The following is a 20,443-nucleotide window of genomic DNA, read 5'->3' as shown; positions in this document are numbered from 1 at the left end:
CGCGGCAGTCACCGAGGGCAGCACCGCGGCAACACCCGTTTCCTAACTTGGGTCCATCGATACCGACCCGAGGAAGGGGCATGGGGTGGCCGCAACGACCGGAATATCACCGACCGAAGGCCTGCGTGCAAAGTTCGCCCGCAAGCACCGCATCGAACACTGGGACGCCGAGGACACGGCGGCGTGGGACGCCGGCGGCAAGGAGATCGCGAAGCGGAACCTGATCTGGTCCGTCCTGGCCGAGCACGTCGGCTTCTCCGTCTGGTCCATCTGGTCCGTGATGGTGCTGTTCATGCCGACCGACGTCTACGGCATCGATGCCGCCGGTAAGTTCTTCCTCGTCGCCGTGCCGACCCTGGTCGGTTCGCTGCTGCGCATCCCCTACACGGTCGCCACCGCCCGGTTCGGCGGTCGCAACTGGACGGTGTTCAGCGCGCTGGTGCTGCTGATCCCCACCGTCGCGACCCTGTACCTCATGCTCAACCCCGGCTTCTCGTACACCACCTTCCTGGTGGTGGCCGCGATCGCCGGCCTCGGCGGCGGCAACTTCGCGTCGTCGATGACCAACATCAACGCCTTCTATCCGCAACGGCTCAAAGGCTGGGCGCTGGGCCTGAACGCGGGCGGCGGCAACATCGGCGTGCCGGTGGTGCAGCTCGTCGGACTGCTCGTCATCGCCACCGTGGGCAACACCGAACCGTGGATCGTGTGCGCCGTCTACCTGGTGCTGTGTGCCTTCGCCGCCCTCGGCGCGGCCCTGTTCATGGACAACCTCGGTGATCAGCGCGCCGACCTGCGCGCGATGGGGGAATCCCTGCGGTACCGCGACTCGTGGATCCTGAGCTTCCTCTACATCGGCACCTTCGGCTCCTTCATCGGTTTCAGCTTCGCGTTCGGGCAGGTGCTGCAGATCAACTTCCTCGCCGGGGGCGCGACCGCTGCCGAGGCCGCTCTGCACGCAGCGCAGATCGCGTTCGTCGGCCCGCTGCTCGGATCGATCGCCCGGCCGCTCGGCGGCAAGCTGGCCGACCGCATCGGCGGAGGCCGGATCACGCTGTACACGTTCGCGGCGATGGCCCTCGCGGCCGGACTGCTCGTCACCGCCGGCACCCTCGACGACGCCACCGCCGGCGCCGCCACCGGCGGCATCATGGTGACCTTCGTCCTCGGATTCATCGCCCTGTTCCTGCTCTCGGGCATCGGCAACGGCTCTGTCTACAAGATGATCCCGTCCGTCTTCGAAGCCAAGGCACAGAGCCTCGACTCGCTCGACAGGGCCGGGAAGGCTGCGTGGGCGCGCAGCATGTCCGGTGCCCTGATCGGTTTCGCCGGCGCCATCGGCGGTCTCGGTGGTGTCGGCATCAACCTGGTGCTTCGCGCCTCCTACAGCAGCGAAGCCAAGTCGGCGACCATGGCGTTCTGGGTGTTCCTCGCCTTCTACCTGGTCTGCATCGTCGTCACCTGGGCCGTGTTCCTGCGCCGCCCCAGTGCCCCCACCGGGCCGACGCCCGCCGAGCGCGCCGTCACCACCGTGGCCGTCCGCGCCTGAGCGCGCCCCGGCCCCACCTGCACCCCAAGGAAGAAGGAAACGGTATGAGCCACAAGTCTGTTGTCGTCGTCGGGCACGGCATGGTGGGCCACCGATTCGTCGAGGCGCTGCGCACCCGGGACGAGGACGACCTCTGGTCGGTGACGGTCCTGTGCGAGGAGCCGCTGCCCGCATACGACCGTGTGGGACTGTCCTCGTACGTCGGTTCGTGGGATTCGAAGGAACTCGCCCTCGCCGGCAACGAGTACGAGGGCGACGACCTGGTCGATCTGAGGATCGGCACCCGGGCCGCGGCCGTCGACCGCACCGGGCGCACCGTCACCACCGACACCGGCGAGGTGATCGGGTACGACGCACTCGTCCTGGCCACCGGCTCGTACCCCTTCGTCCCACCGATTCCCGGCAAGGACCTGGCCGGGTGCTTCGTCTACCGCACCCTCGACGACCTCGACGGCATCCGGGCCGGCGCGCACCGGGCCGCGCCGGGCGCGGTCGGCGTCGTCGTCGGGGGCGGGCTCCTCGGGCTCGAGGCGGCCAACGCGCTGCGGATGCTCGGCCTGACGCCGCACGTCGTCGAGTTCGCGCCACGGCTCATGCCGCTGCAGGTCGACGAGGGCGGCGGTGCGCTCCTCGCCCGCCTCGTCACCGACCTCGGCCTGACGGTGCACACGGGCGTCGGCACCGCCGGGATCACCGAGGGCCCCGACGGGTTGCGGGTGGAACTGTCCGACGGATCGGTGATCGATGCCGCGCTGCTGGTGTTCTCCGCCGGGGTGCGCCCCCGGGACGAGCTGGCCCGCGACGCGGGGCTCGAGCTGGGCCCCCGCGGCGGCGTCCGCACCGATCTCGGCTGCCGCAGCACGACCGACGACGCGATCTACGCCGTCGGTGAGTGTGCCGCCGTCGACGGCACCTGCTACGGACTCGTCGCGCCCGGCTACAGCACGGCCGAGGTGGTGGCCGACCGGCTCCTCGGCGGCGGCGCCCAGTTCCCCGGAGCCGACCTGTCGACCAAACTGAAGCTGCTGGGGGTCGACGTCGCGAGCTTCGGCGACGCGCACGCCGAAACCCCGGGCGCCCTCGAGGTCGTGCTGTCGGACGCGGCCAAGGGCACCTACGCCAAGCTGGTCGTCTCGGACGACGCGAAGACACTGCTCGGCGGCATCCTCGTCGGCGACGCCTCCGCATACGGGTCGCTGCGGCCGCTCGTCGGCCGGGAGCTGCCCGGCGACCCGGCGGCGCTGATCTCGCCGGCGGGGGAGAAGCCTGGCGCCGGGTCGCTGCCCGACGACGCCGAGGTGTGCTCGTGCAACGGAGTCACCAAGGGGGCGATCTGCGGCGCCATCGCGGACGGCGCGTGCGACATCGCCCAGGTCAAGGCCTGCACGGGCGCCGGCACCACATGTGGCGGATGCCTGCCCACCGTCAAGCAGCTCCTCGCGGCGTCCGGTGTGGTCATGTCGAAGGCACTGTGCGAGCACTTCGATCAGTCCCGGGCCGAGCTGTTCCAGATCGTGCAGGCCACCGACACCCGCACGTTCTCGGCGCTGATCGCCAAGTACGGGCGGGGGAGCGGCTGCGACATCTGCAAACCCGTCGTCGCCTCGATCCTCGCCTCGACCGATTCGGATCACATCCTGGGCCGGCAGCAGGCGGCGCTGCAGGACACCAACGACCACTTCCTGGCCAACATCCAGAAGAACGGCACCTACTCGGTGGTGCCGCGGATGCCCGGCGGTGAGTGCACCCCCGAGCAGCTCATCGTCATCGGCGAGGTCGCCCGCGACTTCGGGCTGTACGTCAAGATGACCGGAGGACAGCGCATCGACCTGTTCGGCGCGCGGGTCGAGCAGTTGCCGCTCATCTGGAAGCGCCTCGTCGACGCCGGCATGGAGTCCGGCCAGGCCTACGGCAAGTCGTTGCGCACCGTGAAGAGCTGTGTGGGATCCACATGGTGCCGGTACGGCGTGCAGGACTCGGTCGGCATGGCCGTCGACCTGGAGCTGCGCTACCGCGGCTTGCGCTCCCCGCACAAGCTCAAGTTCGGTGTCTCCGGGTGCGCACGCGAGTGCGCCGAGGCCCGCGGCAAGGACGTCGGGGTGATCGCGACCGAGAGTGGCTGGAACCTGTACGTGTGCGGCAACGGTGGCCAGTCACCCAAGCATGCGCAGCTGCTCGCCGGTGGTCTCGACGACGAGACGCTCGTGAAGTACATCGACCGGTTCCTGATGTTCTACGTGCGCACCGCCGACCGGCTGCAGCGCACCGCGCCCTGGCTCGAGGCCCTCGACGGCGGTCTCGAGCACCTGAAGGCGGTGGTGTGCGAGGACAGCCTCGGCATCGCGGACGAGCTCGAGGCGGCGATGGCCAGGCACGTCGCCGGATACCGTGACGAATGGGCCGGCGTCCTGGAAGACCCCGAGAAGCTGTCCCGGTTCGTGTCGTTCGTCAACGCCCCGGACGTGGCCGACCCGACCGTACGGTTCGACGACTCGGGCAAGCGGAAGGTGCCGGTACTGGTCGGAATGCCCTCTTACCGCGAGGGAATCTCGGGTTAACCCCCGAGAAACACCGGCCCCGGAGAATTCCGTCCGTAGTTCCAAGGAGGACATTCATGACCGTCATCGAGACGCACACCCCCGAACGCGCGTCGCGCGCCACCGTGTACGACGGGCGTCTGGAGTGGACGTCGGCCTGCCCGCTCAGTCACCTCATCCCCGGTCGCGGCGTCGCCGTGCTGCTGCGCGGCGGCGAGCAGGCCGCGCTGTTCCTGCTCGACGACGGCACGTTGCGGGCAGTGGGCAATTTCGACCCGTTCGGCCGGGCCGCGGTGATGTCGCGCGGGATCGTCGGTGACCGCAGCGGCGAGCCGACCGTCGCCTCGCCCCTGCTCAAGCAGGTTTTCTCACTGGACGACGGACGCTGCCTCGACGACCCGTCGGTCCGCCTGCCCGTGTACGACGTGCGGGTGTGGGCCGGTGTCGTTCAGATCCACAGCCTCGTGCCCGTGCACCGCGGTTACGGCGAGCGTTCGTGAGCGAGGACACCGCGCCGCTGCACGGCTTCACAATCGGCATCACCGCGGCCCGCCGTGCCGACGAGTTCGCCACCCTGCTCACCCGGCGCGGGGCGGAGATCGTCCATGCGCCCGCCATCCGCATCATCCCGCTGGCGGACGACACCGAACTCGAGCGGGTGACGCGCGACATCCTTCGCACCCCGCCGGACATCACCGTGGCCACCACGGCGATCGGCTTCCGCGGCTGGATGGGGGCCGCGGACGGCTGGGGCCTCGCCGAGGAGCTCGGCGAGGCCCTGGGCGGCAGCCGCATTCTCGCCCGCGGTCCGAAGGTCACCGGCGCGATCCGCGCAGCCGACCTGCGGGAGGAGTGGTCCCCGGCGTCCGAGTCCTCCGCCGAGGTGCTCGAGCACCTGCTGGCCGAGGGCGTGGAGGGAGTGCGGATCGCGGTGCAGCTGCACGGCGCCCGGACCGAATGGGAGCCCGGTGCGGATCTGTGCGAGGTGCTGCGCGACGCCGGTGCCGATGTGGTGGCGGTGCCGGTGTACCGGTGGACCCCGCCCGACGATCCCACGGCGATGGACCGGCTCATCGAGCAGATCGCCGACCACAGCATCGACGCGGTGAGCTTCACCAGCGCACCGGCCGTCGCATCGTTGCTGCAGCGTTCCAAGGCCACCGGCATGCTCGAGGCCATGCTGCGCGCTCTGCGCACCGGCGTCACCGCGGTGTGCGTGGGTCCCGTGACGGCCGCACCCCTGGTCGAGCTGGAGGTACCGGTCTCGGCGCCGGGCCGGGCACGGCTCGGATCCCTCGCCCGCCACCTCGCCGAGGAGTTGCCGCGGCGCGCCCACCGCATCGAGGCGGGCGGGCACGTGCTCAGCGTCCGCGGCCGCTGCGTCGTGGTCGACGGTGAGATCCGCTGTCTGGCGCCCGCCGCGATGGCGTTGATGCGGACCCTGGCCGCCCGCCCCGGCCGGGTCGTCTCACGCGAGGAACTGCTCGCTGCGCTGCCTGGGGGCGGGGGCGACACCCACGCGGTGGAAACCGCGGTGGCGCGGCTGCGGTCCGCGCTCGGCGCTCCCGCGATCGTGCAGACCGTCGTCAAGCGCGGCTACCGGCTCGCGGTGGATCCCGCCGGCTGCGCCGACAAGGAGTATCCGATCGGCTAGGGACCTCGTCTCCGGCCGACCCGTTCCCGACCAGGAGTTGTGACCATGACCGACCCGGCTCTGCTGCTCGTCGCCCACGGCACACGCAATCCGCGCGGCGTCGAGACGATCGCGGCCGTCGCCGACGCCGTCTCCCGCGAGGTGGGCACCACCCGCGTCGCCTTCGTCGACGTCCTCGGACCTTCCCCTGCGGAGGTGCTGCGCGGCTCGAGGCGACCCACCGTGCTGGTGCCCGCGTTCCTCGCCTCCGGCTACCACGTGCACGCCGACGTGCCCCGAGAGGTCGCCGAGAGCGGACATCCCGCCGTGGCGGTCACCCGCGCACTCGGACCCGACCCCGTACTCGCCCGCGTGCAACTGCAGCGGCTCGCCGCAGCCGGCTGGAGACCCGGGGACGCCGTGGTGCTCGCCGCGGCCGGCTCCTCCGACCCCCGGGCCCGCCGGGACGTGCGCCGGGCCGCGGAGATGGTCTCGTCCCTCGCGGGCGTCGCGGTGCGCGTCGGGTACGTCGCCACCGGAGCCCCGCGTGTGCCGGACGTCGTCGCCGAACTGCGCGCCGCGGGTGCGCGGCGGGTGTTCGTCGCGTCGTACCTGCTCGCCGACGGACTGTTCCATGCCCGCCTCGCCGACGCGGGTGCCGACGGCGTGGCGGCACCGCTCGGGGTACACGAGGCCGTGGTGCGCCTGGTGGCACAGCGGTACCGGTCCGCGGCCGCGGCGTTGCTCACCGAGGAGCCGCTGCGCGGGTGAGCTTGCCGACACGGCGCCGTCGACGAGGGCTGCGCCCCGTATCGTCGATCCTCGTGTCCGAAGCAGTGACAGAGGCAGGAGCAGGGGCCGGCAAGGGCGCCGTGTGTGCCCCGATTCCGGCGCCGGGACCGGCCCGGACCCTTCTCCTCGGTGTGCCGCGGCGGGGCCGGCGGTGGCCCGGTGCCCTGCGCGCTGCCGCCGCGGTGGCGCTACCCGGCCTCGCGGGTCTCGCTCTCGGTCACGGTCCCGTCGCCGCGACCGTCGCCCTCGGGGCGTTCGCCGTCGTGTACGGCGAGGGCCGCGCCTACCGCGCGCGGTGGAAGGTGGTGCTGTTCGTCGCGGCGGCACTCGTCGCGCTGGCCGGTGTGGGCGCCGGGGTCGGTGTGCTCGTGCAGACGGGTGCGCCGGAAACGTGGCTCCTGCTCGTGGCGGTCATGACCGCCGTCGTCGCGGTGGGTGCCTTCCTGGTCGACGCGTTGCGGTTCGGTGCCCCCGGTGCGTTCCTGCCGCTGCTCACCCTGGAGATCGCGGCGGCGCTGCCGAGCGCCGGCGTCCCGGTCGTCGCGGTCGTGTCGTGGACCGCGGCCGGTGCGGGCACCGCGGTTCTCGTGTCGATGTCCGGCGTGGTGCTCAGGCCCCGCACGCCCGAGCGTGTCGCGGTGGCGGCGGCGGTGTCGGCCGTCGACACCTGCTTGCGCGCGCCGGCGGCGCTCGGCCCGCGGCACGAAGCGGTCCGGGCACTGCACGCCGCGTGGATGTGCCTGCACGACGGGCGGATCGGCGAGAGCGACCATCCGCTGGCCCGGACGCTCCGAGCGGCGCACCTGCGGCTCGCGACCCTCGTCGCGGGCACCGACGAGGGCGCCGCCTCCGAGACCGACGACCTGCGGCCGCAACCGCCGCTGCCGCGTCCGTCGGTGCGATACCGGCTCGCGCGGGCAGCTCGGCCCGGCAGCCGATCCTGGACCATCGTCGTGCGCCTTGCCGTGGCCGGTCCCGTCGCGGGCGCACTGGCGCTCGCCGGCGGTGTCGGACGACCGGACTGGGCGGTGATCACGGCGGCGATGGTGCTGCATCAGGGACCCGACCGGGTGCTGGGCAGCTACCGGGGTCTGCACCGGTTCGCCGGCACCGTCGTGGGCCTCGGCGTGCTGGCCGCGGTCGTGTGGGCCGCGCCGACGGCCGTGGGGGTCGTCGTCGTGGTGGCGGTGCTGCTGGCCGGAACCGAGGAATACCTCGTCCGCAACTACGGCGTGGCGATGGTGTTCATCACGCCGCTCGCGCTGCTGCTCGGGAGCGGTGGGGTGCCGCACAACTTCACCGTGGTGGCTCGCGACCGGTTGCTCGAGACGGTGATCGGTGTGTTCGTCGCTGTCGCGGTGCTGTGGTTCGTGCTGCCGTCCGCGCATCGCCGCGTGCTGCGCTTCGCCGACGCGCGGGTCGCCGAGACGGTCGCCACCATCGTGCACGCACGCGCGGCGGGGGAGCGGACGGCACTGCCGGAACTGTGCCGCGACCTGGAGTTCGATCTGCACGCCGCGACGACCGCGGCGATCGTCGCGGCCTACTCCGAACCTGCCTGGACCCGCGACCGGTGGCCGGAGCACCGGCGGCTCCACGAGACCGGATACCGGGTCCTCACACATCCGGGCTGACCGGTGCCGGTCACTGCGGCAGCGGCACCAGCTCCACCGGATCGCCGTCCGCCGCGCCGGGTGGCACGAGCGCGATAGCCCGCCGCCCGATCAGCCCCGCCAGGTGTGCGGTGCGGATCGCGTTGTCGCACAACCAAAGTCCGTTGCCGGTCTGTCTCGCCGGGAGCAGTCGGGTGATGTCGCCGCTCACCTGTGAGGCATTCGCCAGCGGCGCGGTCCACGGTGGCTGCGGCCGGCGACCGGTCAGACCGTCGACGACGGCGGGCAGCATCACCAGCAGCGTCGCGACGGCCGCGACCGGATTGCCCGGCAGGCCGAGCACCACGCGGCCGTCCGGCAGCACGGCTGTCACCTGGGATCCTCCCGGCTTGCACCGGACCCGCTCGACGACGAGCGACGCGCCGGCCCGCGCCAGCGCAGACCGCAACTGATCCGCGGCCCCGCCGCCGGTCGCCCCGGCCACGACGATCACGTCGACGCCGGTGGCCTCGCCGAGCAACCGGTCGAACCCGTCGCCGGTGTCGCGCAGGTGGGCCTCCCCGGCGACGACAGCCCCGCACCACTGCACGAACGCCGGCAGGACGGGACCGAGCGAATCTCGGGTCTGACCTTCGCGCAGCGGCCCGTCGCGGCGGATCTCGTCGCCGGTGACGACCACGTGGACCCGCACCGGGCCGCGGACCTGCACGGCGGTCACCTCGCCGCTCAGCGCAGCGGAGATCACCGCCGGGCCCAGAGCGACACCCGCCGCGGCGAGTTCGACGCCGGGCGCCCAGTCCTCCCCGCGCCGGCGCGCGTCGTCGCGCACCGGGGCACCGGGTATCGGGGTGACGGTGTCGGCGGTCACCTCGACGTGTTCGTCGCGCACCACCGTCGTCGCGCCGGGCGGCAGGTAGGCGCCGGTGGCGATCCGCGCGGCCTGGCCGTCGTGCAGACCGAGCGGCTGCGTCGCGCCGGCCCGATGGACCTCGGTGCGCAGCAGCCACGGGCCGTCGCCGGCGACGGCGTATCCGTCCATCGCCGACACCGCGGCTCGCGGCAGCGCCTCGGCGGCGACGAGCGGTGCAGCGAGGGTCGCGCCCGCCGCCTCCTGCGGCGCGCGGGTGCGGACCGGCAACCGCGGCAGCGACTTCCGGATCTCCGCGCGCGCGGCGTCGGGGTCGGCCGCGACCAGCCCGGAACGGGCGGCGCGGGCCTGCGCGAGCTCCTGCGGTGTGTCGCAGTCCGCGGTCCCCGCCACCGGGACCGTGACGTAGCGCTCCGGCAGCAGGGCCTTCATCGGCTGATTGGCCGGATCCGACCCCAGCGCGGCGAGGTGTCCGGCGAGCGCGGGACCACGCCACGCGGCGAGCAGGAACTGGATCCGCCCCGAGTTGTCGATCGCGAACGCCGCGTCGGATCCTGTGTTGCCGCGCAAGGCCTCGACGAGTGCGGTGACCGTGTCCGCGGTGAGGAACGGCAGGTCGGCGGCGAGGGTCAACACCACCGACTCGTGGACACCCGCGGCGGCGAGCGCGGCAACCGGCCCGGCCCCGGCGGGCCGCTCCTGCACCTGGATCACCGCGGGGTCGAGATCGTCGCGCCGTGGTCCGACGACGGTGACCCGCCGGCACCCGGCCACCGCGGCCAGGGCGATGTCGAGCAGTCGCCGGCCCCCGACGACGAGTGCGGGCTTGTCGACACCGCCCATGCGGGTCGCGCGCCCACCCGCGACGATGACGGCCTCGACGTCGGTCAGCGAACTCATGAACTCATGCTGCCCGACGCCGGTCGGCGGGATGTGCCGGGGCGGTCAGTCGGGCGTGTGGTGACTGCGCGGCGGACCGCCGATCCCGCACCGGCCGCCCTGCGCGGTGTCCAGCACTGTCCAGGTGGCCGCCGCCAGGCTGAGCGCGGTGAGGAGAACGACCAGGAAGATCATGGTCCTATTCTCTCGGCTCGGTGGACCGGAGAGTTCGGTCCACCGTGCGAAAGTGGACTGCATGAAGGACGTGTCCGCCACCCCGTCCGCGGCGCGGGTCGCGGCGCTGCTCGGCGAGCTCGGAGCCGACCGCGGTCCGCTGTACCGAGCCGTCGCCGCCGCGCTGCGCCGGCGCATCGCCGACGGCCGGCTCCCGGTCGGCACGCGCCTGCCCGCCGAGCGGGCGCTGGCCGACGCGCTCGGCGTCAGCCGCGTCACGGTGGCCGCCGCCTACGGCGACCTCCGCGACGACGGCTGGGCGCTCACCCGGCACGGGGCAGGGACATTCGTCGCCGCACCCGACGGCCGGACGCCGTGGGGCTCCGCGCTCGGCGCCCCTGTGCCCGGCGTACTCGACCTCGGCAACGCCGCCCCGGAGGCGTCGTCCCTGCTGACTGCGGCCTACGCCGCCGCCCAGCGTCGACTGCCCGACCTGCTGGCCGGTCACGGGTACGCACCGACCGGCCTGCCCGAGCTGCGTGCCGCCGTCGCGGCGCGGTACACCGCCCGCGGACTGCCCACCGACCCCGAGCAGGTGCTGATCACCGCCGCCGCGGCGGACGGGCTGGACGCCGTCCTGCACACCGTCGTCGGGGCGGGCAGGCGGGTGCTGCACCAGCATCCGAGCCACCCCGGCGCTCTCGAGACGATCGCGGCGACCGGTGCCCAGTCCGTCGCCGTGCCCGTCGACGTCGACGATCCCGACATGATCGTCGTCGAAGCCGATCGCGCCGCGCGTCAGCACGCACCCACCGTCGCGTACCTGATGCCCGACCATGCCAATCCGACCGGGGCGAGCCTGAGTGTCGCTGCGCGGCGGTCCCTTTCCGCGACCCTGTGGCGGCACCGCGTCCTGACCGTCGTCGACGAGGTCGCCGCGGAGCTGTCGTTCGCCGGCGATGACATCGAGCCGTTCGGGGCGCCGGTCCCGGACGCGGCCACCGTGCACGTCGGCTCGTTGAGCAAGGTGGTCTGGGGCGGCATCCGGATCGGCTGGGTGCGCGGCGACCGGGCGACCGTCGCGCGCGTGCGGGAAGTGCTGCTGCGGCGCCAGCTCGGGGTGTCGATCCTCGATCAGCTTGCGGCCGTGGAGTTGTTCGCGCGGTGGGAACGGATCCTCGACGAGCGCCGCGCCGGGCTGCGCGCCCGTCAGGAGGCGCTCGCCGCGGCCGTCACCGCACGCCTGCCCGGGTGGCGGTTCGTACCGCCCACGGGTGGGTTGTCGCTGTGGTGCCGGCTGCCGGACGGCATAGGTTCCACCCGCCTCGTCGCCGCCGCGGAACGGCAGGGACTGGTCCTGCTGCCGGGCACCCGATTCGGCACCGGCCACGCGTTCGACGACCATCAGCGCCTGCCGTTCACCCGGCCGGTCCCGGAACTGCTCGCCGCGGTCGAGATGCTGGCCGGGCTCGGCGCGGCCGTCCTCGAGCCCCGGCGCGGGGCACCACCGCTGGTGTGAGCCGGTTCAGAAGCGGTGTCGCGCCGCCGCGAGATCGACCCGGCCGTCGCGGATCGGCACTCCCTCCTGGCTGAGCCGGGCGAGCTGCCGACGGGCCAGGTGCGCGGCCGGACGCCCGGAGGCCGGGACCACCCGGTGCCACGGCAGGTCCGCGCTGTCGGTCCGCATGATCCAGCCCACGGTGCGCGGGCTGGACAGGCCGGCCGCCGCCGCGACGTCGCCATAGGTGGTCACCCGGCCCTCGGGAACGGAGGCCACCAGCTCCCGGACGCGTTCGACGTCGGCCTCGCTCGTCGCCGGCATCTACAGGAGCTTCCGGACGAGGGTCGCGGTCTCCTCCGGGCGCGCCTGTTCGATCATGTGGTCGCAGTCGAGCTCGAGTGTCGTGAGGTTCGTGCCGAGCCGGTCGGCGAGGGCGGCCCGGAACTCGGCGGTGACATACGGCGGCTGCACCTTCGCGGCCCGCGCGACGATCGTGGGCAGGTGCGCCGGTGGTAGGACGAACTCGCGGGCCAGCTCACTCCACGACGCCACGAGGGCGGGAACGCACAGCCGCCAGTTGACCCGGCCGGAATCGAGGGTGATCAGGTGCTCGGCGAGTTCGGCGTCGAGCCGTGCGGGATCGACCTCACCCCAGGAACCGTTCGTCTTGTCGGCGCGGGCCTCGGCCGCGTCGGTGTAGTCGGGGTGCTGCACCGTCAGCTCCGCGATCTCGAGCATGCGCTCCGGCGGCAGCCCGATCGCCGGATCCAGCAGTACCAGTCCACGTACCCGCTCGGGCGCAGCCGCCGCCAGATGCACGGCGAGGGCACCGCCGAAGGAATGCCCGACCACCAGCACCGGACCCGAGGCGTGGGCATCGAGGACGGCGAGCAGGTCCCGCACGTGCGTCTCGAAGTTCCACGGCGGCGTCCACGGGGAGCGGCCGTGTCCCCGCAGGTCCGGCGCGATGACCCGGGCCTGGGGCAGGTGCTCCGACGCGAGGTGCTCCCAGCGCCGGCCGTGACCGGTGAGGCCGTGCAGGGCGAGCAGCTGCGGACCGTCGACCGGACCGAACAGGTGGGTGTGCAGTTCGTTCACCCGTCGATTGTGTCAGGGTCGCGGCCGGTTCCGATGGCAGCCGATGCGCTCGCGCGGGACCGGTGCGGCCGTGCCGGCCGGTCGGCGGGGACGGGCCGGGCTCCCGGACCCGGGGTCGATTCGGTCTCGCGGGCGGTCAGTCCGGCCGTGCCGGCGGGAACGACCACCGCGGCGACGGGCCGACCGCTCACCCGGTCCCGAACCACCACGGGGGGTCCGTCCTCGTCGCCGCAGTAGCGGTCGCCCCACTGGAGCAGGGCGACGAGGACGGGAAAGAGGTCCAAACCCTTGTCGGTGAGCCGGTACTCGTTGCGGGTGCGGTGTCCGGCCTCTCGGTACGGCACCGGACGCAGGATTTCCGCGGCCACCAGTTTGCGCAGGCGGTCGGCCAGGATCGGCTCCGACATCCCGACGTGCCGCCGCATGTCGTCGAACCGGCGCACGCCGTTGAACGCCTCCCGCAGGACGAGCAGGGTCCACTTCTCGCCGATCACGTCCAGTGTCCGCTGCACGGAACAGTTCGCCGTGTCCGTCTCCAACCAGCGCATGCATCGAGGCTAGACCCTTGCTAACTGTAATTTCAGAAGTTAGCGTGGCGTGATGGACACCACCTCTACCGATCTCCCCACCGGCAGCGCTTTCCTGCAGGCCGCGGGTCTCGTGCTCGACGAGGTCTCCGGCAGCCGGGTCACCGGACACATCGATCTGAGCCGGGACCATCACACTCCGTGGGGCGTCGTGCACGGCGGTGTCTACACCACCGCCGTCGAATCCGCGGCCAGCGTCGGGGCCAGCGCCGCTGTCCAGGACCGCGGCCAGTTCGCGGTCGGGGTGCACAACAGCACCGACTTCCTGCGCTCGAGCACGGGTGAGCGCGTCGACGTCGTCGCCGAGCCGCTTCAGCAGGGCCGCGTCCAGCAGCTGTGGCTCGTCACCGTCACCGCCACCGAGAGCGGCAGGACCCTGGCGCGCGGTCAGGTCCGGCTGCAGAACGTTCCGTTGCCCGGCTGACTCGCTGCGCGGCGGTGCAGGAGTCGCCGCTCCGCGGCGGTGCAGGAGTCGCCGCTCCGCGGCGGTGTCGGTCCCGTCTGCTGGAATGGCCACATGACCGACGCCGACCTCCGTCCCGACGCCCGGCCGCAGCAGGTCGAAGTGCGCTTGGTGCCGAGGCCGGACGAAGCGCCGCCGCAGCGACAGTGGCCCGAGGACGTGAAGCGGGTGTTCGCGGACTCGCCGCCCCTGCCGCAGTGGCGGCCGTGGCAGGTGCTGGGCGGTCCCGGGACGGGAAAGACGTCGCTGCTCGTGGACCTGGCCGTGGCCCGCATCGTCGCCGGCGCCGACCCGGAATCGGTGCTGGTGCTCACCCATTCGCGACGCGCCGCGACCGAGGTCCGCGAAGCGATCACCGCCGGGTTGCTGCACGCGGGGATGGCTGCCGGCGGTCCCCGTGCCACGAGGGAACCGCTGGTGCGCACCGTCCACTCGTACGCGTTCGCGGTGCTGCGGCTGCAGGCGTCCACACACGGCAACCCGCCGCCGCGCCTGATCACCGGCGCCGAGCAGGATGCGGTCCTGCGCGAGTTGTTGCGCGGAGACCTCGACGACGGCGCGGGAATGTGGCCCGAGCGGCTGCGGCCCGCGCTCGGCATGACCGGCTTCGCGGTGGAACTGCGGGACCTGATGCTGCGCGCCAACGAACGCGGTCTCGGCCCCGAGGACCTGACCGACCTCGGGCAGCAGCGGTCCCGACCGGAATGGGTCGCCGTCGGCGAGTTCGCGGCCCGGTACGAGCAGATCATGCTGCTGCGCGGTGCCGTCGGCATCGAGGCACCCGAGGCCACCGCGCCCGCCCTCGACGCTGCCGAACTCGTCGGTGCCGCCCTCGCCGCGTTCGTCACCGATCCGGACCTGCTCGCGCGGGAACGCGCCCGGATCCGGCACCTGCTCGTTGACGACGCGCAGCACCTCGATCCGCAGGCCGCCCAGCTGGTGCGCGTCGTGGGCCTCGGCACCCGCACCACCACCATTGCCGGTGACCCGGACCAGGCGGTCTTCACCTTCCGCGGTGCCGACCCGGCCTTTCTCACCTCGCTCGCCGACGACGACCCGAGCCGCCGCGTGGTGCTGGGAACCAACCATCGCGCCGCCCCGGAAGTGGCGGAACTCGTCGGGCGGATCACCCGGCGGCTCTCCGGCCTGCCGCCCCACCGCGGCGCACCCGCCGTCCCGTCGGACGATCCGGGAACAGTGCGGGTCCGGGTGCTGTCGACGCCGGCGAAGGAGGCCGCGCTCGTCGCAGACACGCTGCGCCGCGCCCATCTCGTCGACGGGGTGCCGTGGTCCCGCATGGCCGTCGTGGTGCGGTCGGTGCCGCGTTCGCTCGCTCCGCTGCGGCGGGCCCTGCTGGCAGCCGGGGTGCCGGTGACCACAGCGGCATCCGAGCTGCCGCTGGCCCGTCAGCACGGAGTCGCCGGTCTGCTGCTCGTGCTGCGGGCGCTGTCCGGGCTGCCGTTCGGCGGGGAGGAGGCGCTCGCCCTGCTGTCCGGTCCCGTCGGCGCAGCGGAACCGGTCGCGCTGCGCCGCCTGCGCCGGGGCCTGCGCCGGGTCGAACTCGCTGCCGGTAGCGACCGTGACTCGGCCGAACTGCTGCGGCTGCTGCTCGTCGACGACGAGAGCGAGGACGCCGAACGACTGGTGCGCGGCCTCACCGATGTCGAAGCGGCGCCGCTGAGGAAGGCGCAGTCCGTGCTGCGCAAGGCGCGGGACGCCGCGCGCCGCGGCGGCGGGATCGAGGACGTCCTGTGGGAGGCGTGGCAGGCCACCGGTCTCGAACGCAAGTGGTCCGCGGCATCCGAACGCGGCGGGCCTGTCGGCGCGCAGGCAGACCGCGACCTCGACGGCATCGTGGCACTGTTCGACGCCGCCGCCGACTACGTCGACCGGCTGCCGCGCGCTCAGCTCGCCGGATTCGTCGACTACCTCACCGAGCAGGAGATCCCGGGTTCCGTCCGCGCCCGCCTCGTCGCGCAGGCCGAGGCCGTCACCGTCGTCAGCGCGCACTCGGCGGCCGGCCGGGAATGGGACGTCGTGGCGGTCGCGGGCGTGCAGGAGGGACTCTGGCCGAGCCTGCGGGCCCGTGGCACCCTGCTCGGTATCGAGACGCTGATCGACGCGGTCTCCGGGGCCGACGGCGGCGACGGCGCGACGCGGCTCTCGCGCACCGCGCCGCTGCTGGCCGACGAGCGCCGTCTGTTCCTCGTGGCGTGCAGCCGCGCGCGACGCACCCTCCTCGTCACCGCCGTGGAATCGGTCGGCGGCGACACCGACATGGTGCGGTCCCGGTTCGTCGACGAGCTGGTGGGTGCGGCCTCCGACGACGAGGTCGACGAGCCGGGGGAGGACGTCTCGGTACTGCCGGAGGAGACCCGCACCCGCGTGCTCGCGCTGCCGACCCTCGTCGCCGAACTGCGCAGCGTCGTGTGCGACCCCGTGGTGGCCCGCGACGATCCGCAGCGGCAGCGCCGGGCGGCGGCGCAGCTCGCGCGGCTCGCCCGGGCCCGGGTGCGGGGCGCGCACCCGGACCAGTGGTACGGCACCGCCGAGCCCAGCACGCAGCAGGAACTGTGGGACCCCGGAGCCGACGCGGTGCCGCTGTCGCCGTCGACGGTCGAACAGCTCACCACCTGCCCGCTGCGATGGATGTTCGAGCGGCACGGCGGCTCCGACGGCGACAACACCCACGCTGTCGCGGGGAGCCTGGTGCACACGCTGGTGCAGGCACTCGCCGGACGGATCCCGCCCGACCAGGTGGAGCGGGCGCTCGAACGGGCTTGGGACTCGGTCGATCTCGGCTCGCAGTGGTACGCCCGCCGCGAACTCGAGCGCACCCGCGCCATGCTGGACACGTTCTCGGCATGGCTGCGCGGTACCCGTGGCGAGCTCACCGAGGTCGGTGTCGAGATCGCCGTCGACGGCATCCTCGAACCCCGGACCGAGGACGAGCCGCGGGTGCGGCTGCGCGGCCGGATCGACCGGCTCGAGCGGGACCCCGACGGGCGGCCGGTGATCATCGATGTCAAGACCGCGCGCCATCCCGTCACCAAGGAGGCGGCGCAGGAGCACGCGCAGCTGGCGGCTTACCAGGTCGCCGCCGCGGCCGGCGCGATCGACGGGCAGCCCGCCGCCGACCCCGGCGGGGCACGGCTGGTGTTCGTCGCCAAACCGCACAACAAGGAGGGCGCCACCCAGCGGGTGCAACCTCCGCTGGACGGCGAGACACTCGACCGTTGGCGTGACGTGATCCACGAAGCAGCCGCGGCCACCCGGGGACCGCAGTTCCTGGCCCGGGTCAACGACGGGTGCCGGCACTGCCCGGTTCTGTCGAGCTGCCCGGCGCACGACGAGGGCAGGCAGGTGACGGGACAGTGACAGCACCGACGGTGACCGCGGCCGAGCTGGCCGCCGCGCTCGGGCAGTTCCCGCCGACCGACGAGCAGGCCGCGGTGATCGAGGCGCCGCTGCGGCCCACGCTCGTCGTCGCCGGTGCCGGGGCCGGCAAGACCGAGACGATGGCGGCGCGCGTCGTCTGGCTCGTCGCGAACGGTTTCGTCGACCCGGAACAGGTGTTGGGCCTGACGTTCACCCGCAAGGCCGCCCAGCAGCTCACCACCCGGATCCGCCGGCGGCTGGCGAAGCTCGCCGGTTCGCTGCTCGTGCGCGATCTCGATCCCACCGGCGGGCTACGGGCCCGCATCCTCGCCGGCGAGCCGGAGGTGGGCACCTATCACGCGTACGCCGGGCGACTGCTCGGTGAGCACGGGCTGCTCTTGCCCATCGAACCGTCGGCGACGCTGCTGTCCGAGACCGAACTGTGGCAACTCGCGTACCGCGTGGTCAGCGCCTGGGACGGCGACCTCGACACCGACCGCAACCCCGCCTCGGTCACCGAGTGCGTGCTGGCGCTGGCGGGGCAGCTCGCCGAGCACCTCGTCGAGCCGGACGACCTGCGCGTCGCGCACACCGAGCTGGACAAGCTCGTACACACCCTGCCCGCCGGTCTCAGGCAGCGCGGGGGGCCGTCGAAGACCCTGCTGAACATCCTCGAGGTGCAACAGTCGCGGATCGAACTGCTGCCCCTGGTCGAACGATTGGCGCAGACGCTGCGCCGCGAGGGCGCGCTGGACTTCGGCAGCCAGATGTCGCTCGCGGCCCGGATGGCGCGCGACCACCCGGAGGTGGGCCGTGCCGAACGGGCCCGGTTCCGCGTGGTGCTGCTCGACGAGTACCAGGACACCGGCCACGCCCAGCGCGTCCTGTTGTCGTCGCTGTTCGGCGGTTCGCCGTCCGGCAGAGTCGAGGATCCGATGCCCGCCGTCACCGCGGTGGGTGATCCGATGCAGTCGATCTACGGATGGCGTGGCGCGTCCGCGGCGAATCTGCCCCGGTTCTCGACGGACTTCCCGCTGGCGGACGGCAGCCCCGCACCACGCCTCGAGCTGCTCACCAGCTGGCGCAACCCTCCCGAGGCCCTGGAACTGGCGAACCTGGCATCGGAGCCGTTGCGGCACAAGGGAGTCCAGGTAAGCGTGCTGCGGGCCAAGCCCGAACCCGTCACCGGTGACGTCCGGCTCGCCCTGCACGCCGACGTCGAGGCGGAACGGGAATGGGTGGCGGAGCGGATCGCCGCCGAGTACGCGGCCGCCCGGGAGGCCGGGGCGTCGCCGCCCACCGCGGCGGTACTGGTGCGCCGCAACGCCGACGCCGCGCCGATCGCCGAGGCGCTGCGCGCCCGCGGGCTGCCCGTCGAGGTCGTCGGTCTCGGCGGCCTGCTGCACACGCCCGAGGTCGCCGACGTGATCGCGATGCTGCGGCTGGCCGCGGACCCGGCGGCCGGCAGCGCGGCCGTGCGGGTGTTGACCGGGGCCCGCTGGCAGCTCGGCGCCGCCGACCTGCAGGCGCTCTGGCGGCGGGCCGGTGAACTCGCCATCGGTGGCCGTTTCGGCGTCGGCGGCTCGGTCACCGACTCGGCCGCCCTCGCCGAGGCGCTCGACAGCGCACTGCCGGGTGAGCAGTCCGAGCAGGCCGGGATCGCCGACGCACTCTCCGATCCCGGACCACCGCAACGTTATTCGGAGTTCGGATACGCGCGTATCGTCGCGCTCGGCAAGGAACTGGCGTCCCTGCGGGAACGGCTGGGCCAGCCGTTGACGGAACTCGTCGCGGAGGTGGAACGGGTCCTGGGCATCGGCATCGAGGCGCAGGCCAGGGCCGGCAGCGACGGCGGAGTCGGCCGGGAGAACCTCGATGCCTTCGCCGACGTGGTCGCCGGGTACGCGAGCCGGGGTTCGGCGACGCTGACCGGACTGCTCGCCTATCTCTCCGCCGCGGAGGAGATCGAGGGCGGACTCGCCCCGGGCGAGGTGCAGGTCGCCACCGAGCGGGTGCAGGTGCTCACCGTGCACTCGGCCAAGGGCCTCGAATGGGAGGTGGTGGCGGTTCCGCACCTGACGGCGGGGGTGTTCCCGTCGTCGACGGCGGGCAGCACATGGCTCGGCGCCCTCGGCGAACTGCCGCCGTCGCTGCGCGGCGACCGGGCACTGCCGGACGAGAACAGCGAAGGTGTCCCCGTCCTCGATCTCGACGACGTCTACGACCGAAAGTCGCTCGAGGACCGCATCGACACCCACAAGGACGCCCTCAAGCACCGGAAGCTGGACGAGGACCGGCGTCTGTTCTACGTCGCGCTCACCCGCACGGAACGAAGCCTGTTCGTCTCCGGCCACCACTGGGCCGAGTCCGGAACGGAGCCGAAAGGACCGTCCCCGTTCCTGTCCGAACTGCACGAACTGGTAACGGAGCGAACCGGACTCGGGAGTATCGAGATCTGGGCTCCGACGCCGGAAACCGGCACCGAGAACCCGATGACCGCGGATCCGCACACGGCCGTGTGGCCGCGCGACCCTCTCGGGCTCCGGCGTCCCTTCGTCGAGCAGGGCGCGGCCCTGGTCCTCGCGGCGCTCGAAGAGCCCGAACCGGCGCCTCCGGCGAACCCGGACGACGACCCCGACGACTGGGCCGCGGACGTCGACGCGCTGCTCGCCGAACGGGCCCGGCGTGCCGAGCAGCGTGCCGAGGTGACGCTGCCCGCGCAGATGTCGGTCAGCCAGTTGGTGGATCTGGCTGCGGACCCGGCCGCCCTGGCCGCGCGACTGCGCCGCCCGTTGCCGTTCCGGCCGAACCCGCTGGCGCGGCGCGGCACCGCCTTCCATGCCTGGCTCGAACGCCGGTACGGCGCCACACGCCTGCTCGATCTCGACGAGCTGCCCGGCGCGGACGACGCCGGCGGCGACGAAACCGAACTCGACCGGCTCCAGGAGGCGTTCCTGCGGTCGCGGTGGGCTCAGCGCAGCCCGGTGGAGGTGGAGGTCCCGTTCGAGACCTCGCTGGCCGGGGTGGTGATCCGCGGCCGGATCGACGCCGTGTTCGAGGACCAGGACGGCGGCTGGACGGTCATCGACTGGAAGACCGGCGCCGAACCCGACGAGGACCGGCTCGAGGCGGTGGCGATGCAGCTGGCCGCGTACCGCCTGGCCTGGGCGCAGCTGATGGCAGCCCGCACGTTCCGCGCGACCGGCCGGCCGGTCGCGCCGCCGCTCGGCAAGGTCCGGGCCGCCTTCCACTACGTGCGCTCGGGACGGACCATCGCACCCGAGGACCTGCCTGGAGCCGAACGGCTGGACCGGCTGGTGCGCAGCGCCGGTGCCGACCGCCCCTCGGCCGGCGAACGGTAGCGGCCGAGG

General features: G+C 73.1%; 15 protein-coding genes. 10 read left to right on the top strand and 5 right to left on the bottom strand.

What is annotated here, in order from left to right:
- The first annotated feature begins 85 nt into the window (after positions 1-85).
- The 6 genes from AC2IPW_RS15895 to AC2IPW_RS15870 all read left to right on the top strand — a co-directional run bounded on the left by AC2IPW_RS15895 (position 86) and on the right by AC2IPW_RS15870 (position 8,145).
- The gene (locus AC2IPW_RS15895) at positions 86-1,549 is read left to right on the top strand and encodes an MFS transporter (protein WP_486375179.1); all 1,464 of its coding nucleotides are present in this window, start codon (positions 86-88) and stop codon (positions 1,547-1,549) included.
- A gap of 44 nt (positions 1,550-1,593) precedes the next feature.
- Entirely contained in the window at positions 1,594-4,107 is a 2,514-nt protein-coding gene (gene nirB / locus AC2IPW_RS15890) for a nitrite reductase large subunit NirB (protein ID WP_486375178.1), read from the top strand.
- Between the two features lie 56 nt (positions 4,108-4,163).
- On the top strand, positions 4,164-4,586 hold the full coding sequence (gene nirD / locus AC2IPW_RS15885) for a nitrite reductase small subunit NirD (RefSeq protein ID WP_003939147.1): 423 nt from the start codon (positions 4,164-4,166) through the stop codon (positions 4,584-4,586).
- Complete coding sequence (locus AC2IPW_RS15880) at positions 4,583-5,740, top strand: uroporphyrinogen-III synthase (RefSeq protein ID WP_289377652.1); 1,158 nt, start codon at positions 4,583-4,585, stop codon at positions 5,738-5,740. Before nirD ends, AC2IPW_RS15880 begins: the two co-directional genes overlap by 4 nt.
- Before the next feature lie 45 nt (positions 5,741-5,785).
- Entirely contained in the window at positions 5,786-6,490 is a 705-nt protein-coding gene (locus tag AC2IPW_RS15875) for a sirohydrochlorin chelatase (RefSeq protein ID WP_003939149.1), read from the top strand.
- Positions 6,491-6,642: 152 nt separating this feature from the next.
- Positions 6,643-8,145, top strand: coding sequence for an FUSC family protein (locus tag AC2IPW_RS15870; RefSeq protein ID WP_486377016.1), 1,503 nt, complete (start codon positions 6,643-6,645; stop codon positions 8,143-8,145).
- 10 nt (positions 8,146-8,155) lie between these two features.
- Here AC2IPW_RS15870 and AC2IPW_RS15865 read toward each other — a convergent pair whose 3' ends face one another.
- The gene (locus tag AC2IPW_RS15865) at positions 8,156-9,892 is read right to left on the bottom strand and encodes an NTP transferase domain-containing protein (protein ID WP_486375177.1); all 1,737 of its coding nucleotides are present in this window, start codon (positions 9,890-9,892) and stop codon (positions 8,156-8,158) included.
- A gap of 45 nt (positions 9,893-9,937) precedes the next feature.
- Positions 9,938-10,066, bottom strand: a complete 129-nt coding sequence (locus tag AC2IPW_RS15860; protein ID WP_006942753.1) for a hypothetical protein — start codon at positions 10,064-10,066, stop codon at positions 9,938-9,940.
- A gap of 61 nt (positions 10,067-10,127) precedes the next feature.
- On the opposite strand from AC2IPW_RS15860, the gene AC2IPW_RS15855 reads away from it, so the two are divergent.
- Positions 10,128-11,564, top strand: coding sequence for an aminotransferase-like domain-containing protein (locus tag AC2IPW_RS15855; RefSeq protein ID WP_486375176.1), 1,437 nt, complete (start codon positions 10,128-10,130; stop codon positions 11,562-11,564).
- A 6-nt stretch (positions 11,565-11,570) separates the two neighbouring features.
- On the opposite strand, the gene AC2IPW_RS15850 is transcribed toward AC2IPW_RS15855, so the two are convergent.
- The 3 genes from AC2IPW_RS15850 to AC2IPW_RS15840 are packed head-to-tail and all read right to left on the bottom strand — an operon-like array spanning position 11,571 to position 13,192.
- Positions 11,571-11,867: an MGMT family protein gene (locus tag AC2IPW_RS15850; protein WP_486375175.1), complete on the bottom strand. Its 297-nt coding sequence runs from the start codon at positions 11,865-11,867 to the stop codon at positions 11,571-11,573.
- Complete coding sequence (locus AC2IPW_RS15845; protein WP_486375174.1) at positions 11,868-12,644, bottom strand: alpha/beta fold hydrolase; 777 nt, start codon at positions 12,642-12,644, stop codon at positions 11,868-11,870. It abuts the gene before it with no gap.
- Positions 12,641-13,192 (bottom strand): winged helix-turn-helix transcriptional regulator, encoded by a 552-nt coding sequence (locus AC2IPW_RS15840; RefSeq protein ID WP_486375173.1) that lies wholly within the window; start codon positions 13,190-13,192, stop codon positions 12,641-12,643. Before AC2IPW_RS15840 ends, AC2IPW_RS15845 begins: the two co-directional genes overlap by 4 nt.
- A 52-nt stretch (positions 13,193-13,244) precedes the next feature.
- On the opposite strand from AC2IPW_RS15840, the gene AC2IPW_RS15835 reads away from it, so the two are divergent.
- The 3 genes from AC2IPW_RS15835 to AC2IPW_RS15825 all read left to right on the top strand — a co-directional run bounded on the left by AC2IPW_RS15835 (position 13,245) and on the right by AC2IPW_RS15825 (position 20,434).
- A complete protein-coding gene (locus AC2IPW_RS15835; protein ID WP_486375172.1) occupies positions 13,245-13,655 on the top strand; it encodes a PaaI family thioesterase in 411 nt (136 codons plus the stop codon).
- Between the two features lie 93 nt (positions 13,656-13,748).
- On the top strand, positions 13,749-17,072 hold the full coding sequence (locus AC2IPW_RS15830) for an ATP-dependent helicase (protein WP_486375171.1): 3,324 nt from the start codon (positions 13,749-13,751) through the stop codon (positions 17,070-17,072).
- Complete coding sequence (locus tag AC2IPW_RS15825) at positions 17,069-20,434, top strand: ATP-dependent helicase (RefSeq protein WP_486375170.1); 3,366 nt, start codon at positions 17,069-17,071, stop codon at positions 20,432-20,434. Before AC2IPW_RS15830 ends, AC2IPW_RS15825 begins: the two co-directional genes overlap by 4 nt.
- Positions 20,435-20,443 lie beyond the last annotated feature (9 nt).

The sequence above is a fragment of the Rhodococcus sp. NS-SX18 genome, from assembly GCF_057367935.1.
The sequence above is the reverse complement of the archived record's forward strand: the minus strand, read 5'-3'. Positions and strand labels throughout refer to the sequence as shown.

Coding starts and splice junctions, on each gene's coding strand:
- AC2IPW_RS15855 (WP_486375176.1), top strand. CDS start 10,128: ATGAAGGACGTGTCCGCCACCCCGTCCGCGGCGCGGGTCGCGGCGCTG.
- nirB (WP_486375178.1), top strand. CDS start 1,594: ATGAGCCACAAGTCTGTTGTCGTCGTCGGGCACGGCATGGTGGGCCAC.
- AC2IPW_RS15830 (WP_486375171.1), top strand. CDS start 13,749: ATGACCGACGCCGACCTCCGTCCCGACGCCCGGCCGCAGCAGGTCGAA.
- AC2IPW_RS15850 (WP_486375175.1), bottom strand. CDS start 11,867: ATGCCGGCGACGAGCGAGGCCGACGTCGAACGCGTCCGGGAGCTGGTG.
- AC2IPW_RS15860 (WP_006942753.1), bottom strand. CDS start 10,066: ATGATCTTCCTGGTCGTTCTCCTCACCGCGCTCAGCCTGGCGGCGGCC.
- AC2IPW_RS15840 (WP_486375173.1), bottom strand. CDS start 13,192: ATGCGCTGGTTGGAGACGGACACGGCGAACTGTTCCGTGCAGCGGACA.
- AC2IPW_RS15835 (WP_486375172.1), top strand. CDS start 13,245: ATGGACACCACCTCTACCGATCTCCCCACCGGCAGCGCTTTCCTGCAG.
- AC2IPW_RS15865 (WP_486375177.1), bottom strand. CDS start 9,892: ATGAGTTCGCTGACCGACGTCGAGGCCGTCATCGTCGCGGGTGGGCGC.
- AC2IPW_RS15875 (WP_003939149.1), top strand. CDS start 5,786: ATGACCGACCCGGCTCTGCTGCTCGTCGCCCACGGCACACGCAATCCG.
- nirD (WP_003939147.1), top strand. CDS start 4,164: ATGACCGTCATCGAGACGCACACCCCCGAACGCGCGTCGCGCGCCACC.